Source organism: Sphingobium sp. AntQ-1, from assembly GCF_028538045.1.
GTDB classification, from domain to species: domain Bacteria; phylum Pseudomonadota; class Alphaproteobacteria; order Sphingomonadales; family Sphingomonadaceae; genus Sphingobium; species Sphingobium cupriresistens.
The window spans coordinates 1,289,807-1,302,134 of record NZ_CP117158.1 but is presented as its reverse complement, the minus strand read 5'-3'; the positions used below and the strand labels follow the sequence as shown (position 1 = coordinate 1,302,134).

At 66.4% G+C, this 12,328-nt stretch carries 13 protein-coding genes and 1 riboswitch; of the genes, 9 read left to right on the top strand and 4 right to left on the bottom strand.

Annotation, left to right across the window (positions count from 1 at the left end):
* Nucleotides 1–39 precede the first annotated feature (39 nt).
* Nucleotides 40–253: riboswitch (cobalamin riboswitch) on the top strand.
* 165 nt (nucleotides 254–418) lie between these two features.
* The gene (locus sphantq_RS06430) at nucleotides 419–2,266 is read left to right on the top strand and encodes a TonB-dependent receptor plug domain-containing protein (protein ID WP_272799861.1); all 1,848 of its coding nucleotides are present in this window, start codon (nucleotides 419–421) and stop codon (nucleotides 2,264–2,266) included.
* Nucleotides 2,267–2,302: 36 nt separating this feature from the next.
* Here sphantq_RS06430 and sphantq_RS06425 read toward each other — a convergent pair whose 3' ends face one another.
* On the bottom strand, nucleotides 2,303–3,112 hold the full coding sequence (locus sphantq_RS06425; protein ID WP_272799860.1) for an ABC transporter substrate-binding protein: 810 nt from the start codon (nucleotides 3,110–3,112) through the stop codon (nucleotides 2,303–2,305).
* Nucleotides 3,113–3,195: 83 nt separating this feature from the next.
* Between sphantq_RS06425 and sphantq_RS06420 the strand changes: the two genes are divergently transcribed.
* On the top strand, nucleotides 3,196–4,194 hold the full coding sequence (locus sphantq_RS06420) for a FecCD family ABC transporter permease (RefSeq protein ID WP_272799859.1): 999 nt from the start codon (nucleotides 3,196–3,198) through the stop codon (nucleotides 4,192–4,194).
* Nucleotides 4,188–4,967 carry an ABC transporter ATP-binding protein gene (locus sphantq_RS06415; RefSeq protein ID WP_272799858.1) on the top strand — a complete coding sequence of 260 codons (780 nt, stop codon included), beginning with the start codon at nucleotides 4,188–4,190 and terminating at the stop codon, nucleotides 4,965–4,967. The genes sphantq_RS06420 and sphantq_RS06415 overlap by 7 nt, the downstream gene beginning before the upstream one ends.
* Nucleotides 4,968–4,997: 30 nt before the next feature.
* On the opposite strand, the gene sphantq_RS06410 is transcribed toward sphantq_RS06415, so the two are convergent.
* Nucleotides 4,998–6,203, bottom strand: coding sequence for a penicillin-binding protein activator (locus sphantq_RS06410; protein WP_443021534.1), 1,206 nt, complete (start codon nucleotides 6,201–6,203; stop codon nucleotides 4,998–5,000).
* 11 nt (nucleotides 6,204–6,214) lie between these two features.
* On the opposite strand from sphantq_RS06410, the gene rsmI reads away from it, so the two are divergent.
* The 4 genes from rsmI to sphantq_RS06390 all read left to right on the top strand — a co-directional run bounded on the left by rsmI (nucleotide 6,215) and on the right by sphantq_RS06390 (nucleotide 9,282).
* A complete protein-coding gene (gene rsmI / locus sphantq_RS06405; protein WP_272799857.1) occupies nucleotides 6,215–7,057 on the top strand; it encodes a 16S rRNA (cytidine(1402)-2'-O)-methyltransferase in 843 nt (280 codons plus the stop codon).
* A complete protein-coding gene (locus sphantq_RS06400; protein ID WP_129925855.1) occupies nucleotides 7,054–7,407 on the top strand; it encodes a YraN family protein in 354 nt (117 codons plus the stop codon). The genes rsmI and sphantq_RS06400 overlap by 4 nt, the downstream gene beginning before the upstream one ends.
* A 144-nt stretch (nucleotides 7,408–7,551) precedes the next feature.
* Nucleotides 7,552–8,526 carry a glutathione synthase gene (gshB, locus tag sphantq_RS06395; RefSeq protein WP_129925856.1) on the top strand — a complete coding sequence of 325 codons (975 nt, stop codon included), beginning with the start codon at nucleotides 7,552–7,554 and terminating at the stop codon, nucleotides 8,524–8,526.
* A 156-nt stretch (nucleotides 8,527–8,682) separates the two neighbouring features.
* Nucleotides 8,683–9,282: a DedA family protein gene (locus tag sphantq_RS06390; protein WP_066604606.1), complete on the top strand. Its 600-nt coding sequence runs from the start codon at nucleotides 8,683–8,685 to the stop codon at nucleotides 9,280–9,282.
* Between the two features lies 1 nt (nucleotide 9,283).
* Here sphantq_RS06390 and sphantq_RS06385 read toward each other — a convergent pair whose 3' ends face one another.
* Both sphantq_RS06385 and sphantq_RS06380 read right to left on the bottom strand, forming a co-directional pair.
* On the bottom strand, nucleotides 9,284–10,174 hold the full coding sequence (locus sphantq_RS06385; RefSeq protein WP_272799856.1) for a tyrosine recombinase XerC: 891 nt from the start codon (nucleotides 10,172–10,174) through the stop codon (nucleotides 9,284–9,286).
* Nucleotides 10,175–10,179: 5 nt separating this feature from the next.
* On the bottom strand, nucleotides 10,180–10,566 hold the full coding sequence (locus tag sphantq_RS06380) for a hypothetical protein (RefSeq protein ID WP_129925857.1): 387 nt from the start codon (nucleotides 10,564–10,566) through the stop codon (nucleotides 10,180–10,182).
* A gap of 145 nt (nucleotides 10,567–10,711) precedes the next feature.
* Here sphantq_RS06380 and sphantq_RS06375 point away from each other — a divergent pair, with 145 nt between their 5' ends.
* Nucleotides 10,712–11,590 (top strand): MBL fold metallo-hydrolase, encoded by an 879-nt coding sequence (locus tag sphantq_RS06375; protein WP_272799855.1) that lies wholly within the window; start codon nucleotides 10,712–10,714, stop codon nucleotides 11,588–11,590.
* Nucleotides 11,575–12,288 (top strand): DUF4230 domain-containing protein, encoded by a 714-nt coding sequence (locus sphantq_RS06370; protein WP_272799854.1) that lies wholly within the window; start codon nucleotides 11,575–11,577, stop codon nucleotides 12,286–12,288. The genes sphantq_RS06375 and sphantq_RS06370 overlap by 16 nt, the downstream gene beginning before the upstream one ends.
* Nucleotides 12,289–12,328 lie beyond the last annotated feature (40 nt).

Genomic DNA, 12,328 nt, shown 5'->3' with positions numbered 1-12,328 from the left:
TCCCCTACAGCGCGCGGCGCAGGGGCGGCTTGGCTTCCCCTGCGAGATGATCGCGCCGGTGCCCCGTCAGGGGCTTAATCGGGAATGCGGTGCGGGCGTGCGAGCGCCCAATTCCGTGGCTGTCCCTGCAACTGTAAGCGGATAGTGCGATGCATATGGTCGAAAGACCGGCCACTGGACCGATGTCCGGGAAGGCTATGCATTCGTGCTGCGACCCGCGAGCCAGGAGACCTGCCGGCGCTTGGTCGCTCTTGCTTTGGTCCAGGGGATGGCCGGGGCACGGTGGTTTTCCGTCGAGCGACGCCATGCGGCCGGGGCCGCATCGGGTTGTGGACGGGATATGGCGCCATCCCTTGCCTCTGCCTGACCGCGTTGCGGACGCCCCAGCCCAAGTCGCACCGGCGCCGGGGGGTTATATATGCTGAAAACAGGTATTTCTCTGGTGGCGCTGATCGTAGCGACGCCGGTTCTGGCGCAGGATGACCAGATCGTCGTCACCGCCACGGGCATCGCGCAGTCGCGCGACGAGGTCGGCCAAGCGATCACCGTGATCGACGCGGAGACGATCAAGACGCGGCAGGCGATCGATGTGGTCGACCTGCTGGCGACGACGCCGGGCGTGCGCTTCAACCGCAACGGATCGACCGGCGGGGTGACCGGCGTGTCGCTGCGCGGCGCGGAAACGACGCAGACTTTGGTGCTGATCGACGGGGTGAAGGTCAACGATCCCAGCGGCATCGGTGACGGTTATGATTTCGGGCCTTTGCTGACCGGCAATATCAAGCGGATCGAGATATTGCGCGGCTCCAACTCGGTAGTGCATGGCAGCCAGGCGATCGGCGGCGTGGTCAATGTGATGACCGGCGTGCCGGCTGAAGGGTTTGGCGCGAACGCATCGGTGGACTATGGCTATAGCGATACGCTGAACGCCAAGGCGGACGTGTCGGGCACCAGCGGCATCGCCGCGGGCGGGATCGGCGCGGCCTATTTCCGTACCGACGGCATTTCGTCGGCAGCCGGGGGCACGGAGCGCGACGGGACCGAGAATATCGCGGCCAACGCGCGGCTGACGCTGAATTTCACCGAGGCGCTGAGCCTGGACCTTCGTGGCTATTATATCCATGCGGACATCGACTATGACAGCTTCTTCGGCGCGCCTGCCGACAGCAGCGATGTGAGCAAGCTTGACCAATATGTCGGCTATGCGGGCCTCAACCTGGCGCTGCTGGATGGCAAGCTGACCAATCGCGCCGCCGTCACATATCTGCGCAACGACCGCGACTATTATTTCGTGCGCGGCACCGATCCCGATTATGGCTATTCGGGCACAAATCTGCGGTTCGAATATGAGGGCGTCTATGCGCCGGTCGAGCAGGCCAAGCTGCTGTTTGGCTATGAGCATGAACGGCCCGACTATGATTTCTTCGGCTTTGGCGACACGGCGAGCGCGAAGATCAATATCGACAGCGTCTATGCGCTGGCGATCGTCAAGCCCTTCGCAGGCCTGGCCGTCACCGGCGGCGTGCGCCATGACGACCATAGCCAGTTCGGCGGGGCGACGACCTTTGGCGCGAACGCCAATTATTCGCCCAATGGCGGCGCGACCAATGTGCGGCTGAGCTATGGCGAAGGATTCAAGGCGCCTTCGCTCTATCAGCTATATGACATCTATAGCGGCAATACAGCGCTGCGGCCGGAGCGGTCGAAAAGCTACGACATCGGGTTTGACCAGAGCCTGGATGGCGGGCGGGCGATGCTGTCGGTTACGGCGTTCCGCCGCGACACGCTCGACCAGATCAATTATGATTCCTCGCTGCCACCCTTTGGCGGTTATAATAATCTGGACCGCACCCGCGCCAAGGGCGTGGAAGCGTCGATCGCGCTGAAGCCGGTCGATGCGCTGACCGTCACCGGCAGCTACAGCTATGTCGATGCGCGGGATCGGTCGGCGGGGTCGGCCAACTATGGCAATCGCCTGGCCCGCCGCGCCGCCAATGCGGTGAGCGTGTCGGCCGACTATGTCTGGTCGTTCGGCCTGTCGACCGGCGCGACGGTCACGATGGTGGGCGACAGCTTCGACAATGCGGCCAATACGCGGCGGCTGGACGGCTATGCGCTGGCCGGGGTGCGGGCCTCGATGCCGCTGGGCGCGCATCTGGAAGTCTATGGTCGCATCGACAATCTGTTCGATGAGACGTACCAGACGGCCTATGGCTATGGCTCCTATGGCCGCGCTGCCTATGGCGGCGTGCGTGTTCGCTTCTGATCGACAGGCAAGGGGGCGGGCGTGATGCCTGCCCCTTCAGCGCAGCGCGTTCAGTCGCGCCATGATGGTGCGCGCCGCCTGCACATAGGCGGGGCCGCCGCACACGGTCCAGCTTTGCGGCAGGCTGATGCGCGGAACGGCGGCGAGCGCGGGATGGTGCAGCATTTCGGTGCCCTGATCGACCACGCGGTCGGTGGCGCTTTCCACGATCAGCCAGTCGGGCCGCGCCGCCACCATTTCTTCCAGCGGCACTTGCGCCAGCGGCGGTTTGCCGAGTTTGGCGGCGAGGTTGGTGAGGCCGACGCGGCGCATCAGATCGTCGATCAGCGTGCCGGTGCCGGTCATATAGCCGCGCCGCTGATAATAGGCCGCGACGCCGCTGTGTTTGGGGCGAGGAAGGGCGGCGAGGTCGCGGTTCATGGCCGCGATCAGTCTTTCACCGCGATCGACATGCCCGATGGCGCGCGCCATCTGGCGGATCTGGTCGAGGATCGCGGCATAGCTGTCGGCGCTGGCGAGGCCGAGCGTGCGCCACTGGCCCGGCGGCGCGCCCGCTACCGCATTCGGGCCGATCGGGAAACCCAGGATCAGGTCGGGGCGGATCGCCAGCACTTCCTCCGCGGGACGGCGCAGCGTGCGGAAACCGCGCGCTTTGATCGCCGCTGCGGAGAGTTCGGGATCGCGGGCGTTGCTGCTGAGCGCGGCGATCTGGGTCGGATCGGCGAGGGCCAGCAGATATTGGTCGGCGCAGACGTTGAGCGACACGATGCGGCGCGGGGCGGCCGATGCGGACGTGCCGGCAAGCACGAGCAGGGCGGTTGCCGCGATCATCAGGGGGCGGATCATGGAAGCGTGTTGAATCCAATAGCGGGACTTGATTCCGCCTTCGCAGGAACACGCGGCATTGCCAACCGCCAAGGCGCGCGCAAGTGACCGCGCGCCGCCATCATCCGTTGCTGATCCCCGGCTTGCTGCTGCTGGTCTTCGGCACCGCCTTCGGCTCCGTGCTGCTGGGCGCGGTGGCGATCAGTCCAGCGCGCGTCTGGGCTGTGCTGACCGGCGGCGGCGATGCGGTCGCCCGCACCATCATACTGGACCTGCGTTTGCCGCGGATGCTGCTGGGCTTGGTTGTCGGCGCGATGCTGGGGCTGGCGGGGGCAGCGTTGCAGGGTTATCTGCGTAATCCGCTGGCTGAGCCGTCGGTGCTGGGTGCGTCCAATGCGGCGGCGCTGGGGGCTGTCTGCGCGCTCTATTTCGGGCTGGCGCAGTTGCATCCGATGATATTGCCGCTGCTGGCAATATTGACCGGACTCGTCGCCATCCTGACCCTGTTCGCGCTGTCGGGCACGGTGGAAAGCCCACTGACGCTGATCCTGGCCGGCATCGCCGTGGCGACGCTGGCGGGGGCGGGGATCAGCCTGGCGCTCAACCTGTCGCCCAATCCCTTCGCTGCGATGGAAATCATGAGCTGGCTGATGGGGAGTCTGGAAAATCGCAGCTATGCCCATGTCTGGATCGCGCTGCCCTGCGTCGTCGTGGGCGCGGCGCTGCTGATCGCGGACGGGCGGACGCTCGATGCGCTGACCTTGGGCGAGGATGGCGCGCAGGCGCTGGGCGTCAACCTGTCGGTCGCGCGGTTGCGCATGATGCTGGGCGTGGCGATCGGCGTAGGCGGCGCGGTGGCGGTGTCGGGGGCGATCGGGTTCGTCGGGCTGATCGTGCCGCATCTGGTCCGACCGCTGACCGACCGGTCGCCATCGTCCGTTTTGGTCCCGTCCATGCTGGGCGGCGCAGCGCTGCTGACTCTGGCGGACATCGGGGTGCGGCTGATCCCGACCAATAATGAATTGAAGCTGGGGGTGGTGACCGCGCTGCTGGGCGTGCCCGTCTTCCTGGCGCATCTGATACAGGAGCGGCGGCTATGGTGACGATATCGGCGCAGGGGCTGACGGTGCGGCTGGGCCGCCACGCAGCGGTGCGGGATGTGGACGTGAGATTGGAGCCGGGGGCTTTGGTGGGCGTGATCGGTCCCAATGGTGCGGGCAAGTCCACGCTGATCCGCGCGCTGCTGGGGCTGGTCAAGCCGCAGGCGGGGCGGGTGCTGATCGACGGACAGAACGTGACGCGGCTCGACCGGCGGGCGATGGCGCGCGCCGTCGCCTATCTGCCGCAGGGCCAGACGCTGCACTGGCCGCTCAGCGTCGAGCGGCTGGTGGCGCTGGGGCGATTGCCGCATTTGGGGCCATTGTCCAGGATGTCGGCGGATGATGAAGCGGTGATCGAGGCGGCGATGGTCCGGGCCGATGTGCAGCATCTGAAGGGTCGGACCGCGACCGAATTGTCGGGTGGCGAACGCGCGCGGGTGCTGCTGGCGCGGGCGCTGGCGGTGGGCGCGCACGGGCTGATCGCGGACGAGCCGCTGGCCGCGCTCGATCCGGGGCATCAGATCGACGTCATGGACCTGCTGCGCGGCGAGGCGCGCGGCGGGGCGCTGGTGGTGACGGTGCTGCACGACCTCGGCATGGCGGCGCGTTATTGCGACCGGCTGCTGCTGATGGACGGCGGGGCGCTGGTGGCCGATGGCGCGGCGATGGACGTGCTGACGGCGGGTGCGCTGGCGCGGGTCTATGGCGTGACGGCGCGGATCGAGCGGGACGGGGACGTGCCGCTGATTGTGCCGATGGCGCGGGTTAACGAATAAGATATCCGTTCGAAGCGAACGGGGTCTGGATTACTCCCCAAACCCCCTTGGTGCAGGATCGGCGACGGTCACGGCGCCAGCGCCGACTTCGCTGACTTCCAGCGCGCGTTCGGCGACGCCGGCGCGGTTGAAGCGGAAGGCGCCATCGATGCCGGAGAAACCGCCTACGTCGCGCAGGCGCGCGGCGGGGAAGGGCGATCCGGGCTTCCAGTCCTGCGCGATGCGGACGGTCAGCAGCACCGAATCATAGCCGAGCGAGGACAGGCGAAAGGGGGATGCGCCGTAGCGGGCGCGATATTTGGTCGCGAGTTGACGATAGAGCGTGTCGGAAACGCTGGCGAACCAGGCGCCGCGCAGCACCGGGCTGGCGGCCAGCGTGCCTTCCGTATTCCACAGTTCCGTACCGAGCAGGCGCGCGGTCGCGCCGCCATTTTTGCGCACGATCGGCGCGACCTGAAGCGCGACGCGGCCGCTGTCGGCGATCAGCAGCGCATCATAGCTGGATGACGCCTGCAATTTCTTGACCGCTGCCGTGATCGAGGCGGGGCTGCGGTCGAACGTCTGCATGGACACGACGGTGCCGCCAGCCTGCTCGACCGCGCGCAGCAGCGCATTGCCCGCCCGTTCGCCATAGGTGCCGCGCGGGATCAGCGCGCCGAAATGGCTCAGGCCTCTTTCGCGGGCGAAACCGACGACCCGTTCGATCGACTGGGTGGGATTGTAACCCATGATATAGACGCCGCCGCCCGCGACGCTGTTATCGTTGGAGAAGCTGATGACCGGGACATTGGCGCGCGCGGCGATAGGCCCGATCACACGGGCGTCCTCCGCCAGCAACGGTCCCAGGATCAGGCGGTTGCCGTCGGCCAGCGCCCTGTTCACCGCCGCAGCCGCACCAAGCGCGGTGTCATAGGTGGTGATGCGAACCCTGTCGGTTTTGGTATCCATCAACGCCAGCGTAGTGGCGTTGGCGATCGATCGGCCGACGCCCGCATTGGGACCGCTCATCGGCACCAGCAGCGCGACGCGATGGCGCGTGGCGTCGGTCGGCAGGCCCTGCACCACTTCCGGGCCGGTCGGCTGGACCGGGCCGGTGGGCGGCGCGGGGGCCGGCCCCTTGGGCACGATCGACTGACAGGCGGCCAGGAACAGCGCCGCCCCCATGAAGGCGCAGCGCGCGCCGCGCTTCATGGCAGCGAACACATTTGCTTGCCGGGGGGCATCCGTCTCTGTCATCTGGCGTCCTTATGGAAACTCGAACTTCTGGGCTTGAGCCTGGGCTTTATATCGTGGCTGGGCCGATCGGCAACCTTGGTGACCTTACGCCGCGCGGGGCTGAAGTCCTGCGGCTGGCCGATGTGGTCGCCGTGGAAGATACACGGGTGAGCGCGCGACTGTTGCGCCATGCCGGTTCAGACCGGCCGATGGTGCCCTATCACGATCATAGCGCGGAAAATGTGCGCCAGCGGCTGGTGGATCGGATGGCGGGCGAATCGATCGCTCTGCTGTCGGATGCGGGCACGCCGCTGATTTCCGATCCGGGCTACAAGCTGGTGCGCGACGCGCGGGCGGCGGGGCGCAGGATCACGACGCTGCCGGGGCCAAGCGCGGCGATCGCAGCGCTGACGCTGTCGGGGCTGCCGACCGATCGCTTCCTGTTCATGGGATTTTTGCCGAGCAAGGCGAAGGCGCGGGGCGATACGCTGGACGAGGTGGCGGCATTGCGCGCGACTTTGGTTTTCTACGAAAGCGGGCCGCGATTGTCGGAAAGCCTGTCGGCCATGGCGGCGCATCTGGGGAATCGCGAGGCGGCGGTGAGTCGCGAAATCAGCAAGACGTTCGAGGAAACCGCCTGCGGTACGCTGTCCGAACTGTCCGCCCGCTATGCCGATGCGCCGCCCAAGGGCGAGATCGTCGTCACCGTCGGCCCGCCGGGCGAATCGCCGCCCGCCAGCACGGAGGACGCCGACGCGGCGTTGCGGGAGGCGCTGACCCGGCTGTCGGTGTCGAAGGCGGCGGGCGAGGTCGCGAAGAAATTAGGGCTGGACCGGCGGACGCTCTATGATCGGGCGACGGAATTGAAGGGGTGACGAGAGCGGCGGCGGAGAAGCGCGGGCGGCAGGCCGAACGCATCGCCGCCTGGTGGCTGCGGCTGAAGGGCTGGCAGATTGTCGGCCGCCGGATGCGTACGCCCGCTGGCGAGGTCGATCTGGTCGCGCGGCGGGGGGCGATGCTGGCCTTTGTCGAGGTGAAAGCGCGGGCGAGCGCGGCGGAACTGGACCTGGCGATCGACGAGCGGCGGCTGGCGCGGGTCGCGAAGGCGGCGGAAATATTGTGGCACGAACTGGCGAAACCGGGGGACGACATGCGAATCGACGTCATCCTCCTTGCGCCGGGGCGTGCGCCGCGCCATCTGGCCAATGTCTGGCATGGGGGGTGAAGGCCCGCCCCATCCATCAATCCCGTTCGTGTCGAGCGGAGGTTCGAGCGAAGCCGAGAACCGCAGTCGAGAAAGGGTTCTCGACGGGCGCTTCTCGACAAGCTCGAAGCTGCTCGAACCGAACGGTTTAAGGGAATGACGCGCATGACCGAACTCAACCCCCTGACCGTCGCCATGCAGATGGACCCGATGGAGGACATCAAGATCGCCGGCGATTCGACCTTCCACATCATGCTGGCGGCGCAGGCGCGGGGGCACCGGCTCTATCATTATCTGGCGCCCGACCTGACCTTTCGCGACGGTCGCGTGCTGGCGAAGGCGCGGCCGGTCAATGTGCAGAAAGTGGAGGGCGACCATTTCGCCTTTGGCCCGGAAGAGGTGCTGGACCTGGGCCGCGACGTCGATGTCGTGTGGATGCGGCAAGACCCGCCCTTTGACCTGAGCTACATCACCGCCACCCATTTGCTGGAACGGGTGCAGGAAGAGACGCTGGTGGTGAATGATCCCGCCAGCGTCCGCAATGCGCCCGAAAAGCTGTTCGTGCTCGATTATGCGCGCTTCATGCCGCCCACGATGATCACCCGCGACCTGGGCGAGGTGAAGAGCTTCCTGGCGGAGCATGGCGAAATCGTGGTCAAGCCGCTGTACGGCAATGGCGGCGTGGCGGTTTTCCATGTCGGCAAGAATGGGGCCAACCTGTCGTCACTGGTGGAGTTGTTCAAGGCGTCGTGGGTCGAGCCGTTCATGGTCCAGGCCTTCATCCCCGGCGTCGCGCAGGGCGACAAGCGCATCGTGCTGATCGATGGCGAGGTGGCGGGCGCGGTCAATCGTATTCCGGGCGCGGGCGAAATCCGGTCGAACCTGGCGGTGGGCGGATCGGCGGCCAAGACGCTGCTGACCGACAAGGAGCGCGAAATCTGCGCCGCGATGGCGCCGGAGTTGAAGGCCCGCGGGCTGCTGTTCGTGGGGATCGACGTGATTGGGGGCGAATGGCTGACCGAGATCAACGTGACTTCGCCGACGGGCATCGTGTCGATCGATGCGTTCGACGGGACCGACACCGGCGGCCTGATCTGGGACGCGATCGACGCCCGGCTGGCGGCGCGGGCGGCGGCGTAGATATGTCGCTGTTCCTCAAATCCGTTCCGGCTAAGCAACGTCGAAGTCCATTGCCAAAGGAAAGTTAGGCCCTTCGACAGGCCTAGGGCGAACGGAAGTGAGGGTGGCGCGTTAGTCCATCTTCGTGCCCTTTGAGAACCAAGTGAGCGATATTTCATGACTGACTGGGTTCTGCGCCTGATCGATGCGGGCGGCTATTGGGGCATTTTCCTGCTGATGATATTGGAGAATGTCTTTCCGCCGATCCCGTCCGAACTCATCATGGGGATTGGTGGCATCCGCGTCGGGCAGGGACGGATGGACATGAGCTGGCTGCTGCTGGCCGGCACGATCGGCACCACGATCGGCAATTATTTCTGGTATCTGGTCGGCCATGTGCTGGGCTTCGAGCGTCTGAAACCCTTGGTCGATCGCTTCGGCCGCTGGGCGACGCTGGAATGGCGCGATGTCGAGGCGCTGGACCGGCTATTCGGCAAATATGGCCAGATCGTCGTCTTCGTCTTTCGCTTCATGCCCGCCTTCCGCACCATGGTCTCGCTGCCCGCTGGGCTGTTCCGCATGGGGCATGTCCGTTTTCTGCTGTGGACGATGGGCGGGGCGCTGATCTGGAATGTCATTCTGGCTTATGCCGGCTATGTGCTGGGGCAGAATTTCCGGGACATAGACCATTATGTCGGCCCGGTGGCGACCGCCTGCGTGGTGGGCGCGGTGATCCTCTATCTCTGGCGGCTCGCGACCTGGCGGCCCAAGGGTTGATTCACGCCCTGGGATGGGCGTTGCGATAGATGTCGAGCAGGTGGGCGGCATCGACCTGGGTGTAAACCTGGGTCGAGGACAGGCTGGCATGGCCCAATAGCTCCTGCAAGGAGCGCAGGTCCGCGCCGCGGCCGAGCAGGTGGGTGGCGAAACTGTGGCGCAGCGCGTGGGGCGTCGTGCGGTCCGACAGGCCGAGCCGCCCGCGCGCGCCCTGCACCGCGCGGCGGATGAGCGCAGGGGAAAGCGGCCCGCCGCGCGCGCCGCGGAACAGCGGCTGGTCGCGGGCGGGCGGATAGGGGCAGGCGTCGACATAGGCGTCGATCGCGGCGCGCACCTGCGGCAGCAGGGGCACGATGCGGGTCTTGCCCCGCTTGCCGGTGACGCGCAGCGTGTCGCCCAGCGGCAATATGTCGCCATGCAGGCCCATCGCCTCGCCGATGCGCAGGCCTGCGCCATAGAGCAGCAGCAGCACCGCCCAGTCGCGCGCGCCGATCCAGCCTTCGCGGGCCGTCTCGGCGATGTCCTGCGCCAGCGCGACGGCTTCGTCGGGAGAGATGGGGCGGGGCAGGCCGCGCTTGACCCTCGGCCCCTTGAGCAGCGGCACGCGGGCGTCGTCGCCACCGACGAACCTGAGGAAGCCGCGCACGGCGGAGAGTTCGCGGGCGGCGGAGAGATTGCCGATGCCGTCCGTCCGCCGGCTGGCGAGGAAGGCGCGCAGCTCGGCCTGATCGATGTGCGCGAGCGTGGCGGGGCTGACGCCTTCGCCGCGATGCTGTTCGAGGAAGGCGATCAGCCGCTCGGCGGTGGCGACATAGGCGCGGACGGTGTGAACAGAGCGCCGTCGGTCGAGCGCGAGATGCTGGCGCCAGCGTTCGGGAAGGGCGGGGGTCATGTTGGTCACTGTAACAGGACCAGCGGTTTAAGTGGCGTTGGCAAGGTTTCGAACCGTTCGAACAGGCGTCCGCCTGCGACGGTCACGCACATATGGTTCATCGGCACGGTATATTTGAGGCGAAACTGGCTTTGGAAGCCCATCTCCCTATTTTGCGTCAAATTCGGCACCTTTGCGAATGCCACACCAGACGCGCACTCGGCGATGGTTGCTGTGGTGCTGGCCAAATTCCGTGCCATGATAGGGGCGTACCGGGCAGGAACGGTCAGGTTCAGCCGATAATCGACATAATCCACCGACGTCCCGTCGAACGCGGGGCGTTTGTAGGTGGCATCGACCGGCACAGTATAGGTGTCGCAACCGCCCAACGCCATAAAGCCGATGGCTGCCATTGCTATGACGGGAGGTCGCATCCGCCTTGTCTAGGCGATTAGCCGTTGATGCGACAATCTTTCATTTGTCGTCTTCCTATCTATGGGCCGGGCAAGGCCTTTTCGACGCCCTTGAAATCCGCGCATAAATGGACACATGGGATGCATGGCAACACCTTTCGATCCGGCCGACCTGCCGACCGGCGTCCTGATGCCGCTGTCTCCGCTGGTGGCGCGGGTGCTGGCGCCCAATCCGTCGCCCTTCACCTATACCGGCACGCAGACCTATGTCGTGGGAATCGAGGCGGTCGCGGTGATCGACCCTGGTCCCGCGGACCCCGATCATCTCGCCGCGCTGACCGCCGCCATTGCCGGACGCTCCGTGGTGGCGATATTATGCACCCATACCCATCGCGACCATAGCCCGGCCGCCAGGCCGCTGAGCGACCTGACCGGCGCGCCGGTCATCGGCTGTGCGCCGCTGACGCTGGAGGATGACGGGCCGCGGGCGGACGCGGCCTTCGACGCCGATTACCGGCCTGACCGAGTACTGGTCGATGGCGAGCAGGTGAGCGGGCCGGGCTGGACGCTGGAGGCGGTGGCGACGCCGGGGCATACGTCCAACCATCTCTGCTTCGCCTTGCTGGAAGAGAAGGCCCTTTTTACTGGCGACCATGTGATGGGCTGGTCGACCAGTGTGATCTCGCCGCCCGATGGCGACATGAACGCCTATATGCGCTCGATGCAGCGACTGCTGGAGCGGGACGATGTCATCTATTATCCCGCGCATGGGGAACCGATCGAGACGCCGCAGCGGCTGGTGCGCGGCATGATGGGCCATCGCAAGCAGCGCGAGGGGCAGATTTTGCGCTTTCTGGAGCGCAACGGCGACAGCGCCATCCCCGACATGGTGGCCGAAATGTACAAGGGCGTCGATCCGCGCCTCTATGGCGCGGCGGGGCGATCGGTGCTGGCGCATCTGATCGACCTGGACGGCCGCGGTCTGGCCGCGCCGCTGGAGGATGGGCGATGGCAGACGCGCTGAGGCGCTATGTCGGTCCCGTCCTTGCCGCGTTGCTGATTTTGGGCGTGGGCGCGGCGATGCTGGTCGGGTGGCAGCGTTATGATCGCGACTATGTGGTCGCGGTCGAGGATGACGGGTCCGCGGTGACGAAGATCATCGCGGAGAAGATCGCAGGCGCCAGCGACCTGCGCGTGTCGCGGCTGAACGGCACGGTCCAGAGCACGGCGCAGGACGTGCGGGGCTTTGGCTGGCTGAAATCCGACCAGGTGGTGAAGATGTCCTATTCGGTCGATTATTTCATCGATCTGTCGGGACTGAGCGCGCGCGATCTGGAGTGGAACGAGAAGAGCCGCACGCTGATCGTCAATGCGCCCGATGTGACGCCGGACAAGCCCAATGTCGACGAGGCGCGCCGGACGCTGGTGCGGACCAGCGGCCTGTTCGTGACGCGGGCGGCGGGCGAGGCCCTCAGCCGGAAAGTGTCCGCCCATGCGCAGGCCCGCGCCGCGGCATCGGCGCGCTCGCCCGAACGCATGGCGCAGGCGCGCGAATATGGGCGCGCGGCGGTGGGCAAGATCATGGGCGCGCCGCTGGCTGCGATGGGCTTTGGCGACGCGCGGGTGATCGTCACTTTCCCGTCGGAAAGACGCAGCAAGGAACAGTGGGACGTCACAACGCCGATCAACGAGGTACTGGCCAACAGGCGGCCACAGCGCTAGGGCGCGGACAAAGGGCCAGCCATGGGACCGAGGAGTATCA

What these genes read in the sequence shown, in the direction of transcription:
- sphantq_RS06375 (WP_272799855.1), top strand. Translation starts at nt 10,712, where the DNA reads ATGGCAACACCTTTCGATCCGGCCGACCTGCCGACCGGCGTCCTGATG.
- sphantq_RS06410 (WP_443021534.1), bottom strand. Translation starts at nt 6,203, where the DNA reads ATGACAGAGACGGATGCCCCCCGGCAAGCAAATGTGTTCGCTGCCATG.
- sphantq_RS06425 (WP_272799860.1), bottom strand. Translation starts at nt 3,112, where the DNA reads ATGATCCGCCCCCTGATGATCGCGGCAACCGCCCTGCTCGTGCTTGCC.
- sphantq_RS06430 (WP_272799861.1), top strand. Translation starts at nt 419, where the DNA reads ATGCTGAAAACAGGTATTTCTCTGGTGGCGCTGATCGTAGCGACGCCG.
- sphantq_RS06385 (WP_272799856.1), bottom strand. Translation starts at nt 10,174, where the DNA reads ATGACCCCCGCCCTTCCCGAACGCTGGCGCCAGCATCTCGCGCTCGAC.
- rsmI (WP_272799857.1), top strand. Translation starts at nt 6,215, where the DNA reads ATGGAAACTCGAACTTCTGGGCTTGAGCCTGGGCTTTATATCGTGGCT.
- sphantq_RS06380 (WP_129925857.1), bottom strand. Translation starts at nt 10,566, where the DNA reads ATGGCAGCCATCGGCTTTATGGCGTTGGGCGGTTGCGACACCTATACT.
- sphantq_RS06370 (WP_272799854.1), top strand. Translation starts at nt 11,575, where the DNA reads ATGGCAGACGCGCTGAGGCGCTATGTCGGTCCCGTCCTTGCCGCGTTG.
- sphantq_RS06390 (WP_066604606.1), top strand. Translation starts at nt 8,683, where the DNA reads ATGACTGACTGGGTTCTGCGCCTGATCGATGCGGGCGGCTATTGGGGC.
- sphantq_RS06415 (WP_272799858.1), top strand. Translation starts at nt 4,188, where the DNA reads ATGGTGACGATATCGGCGCAGGGGCTGACGGTGCGGCTGGGCCGCCAC.
- gshB (WP_129925856.1), top strand. Translation starts at nt 7,552, where the DNA reads ATGACCGAACTCAACCCCCTGACCGTCGCCATGCAGATGGACCCGATG.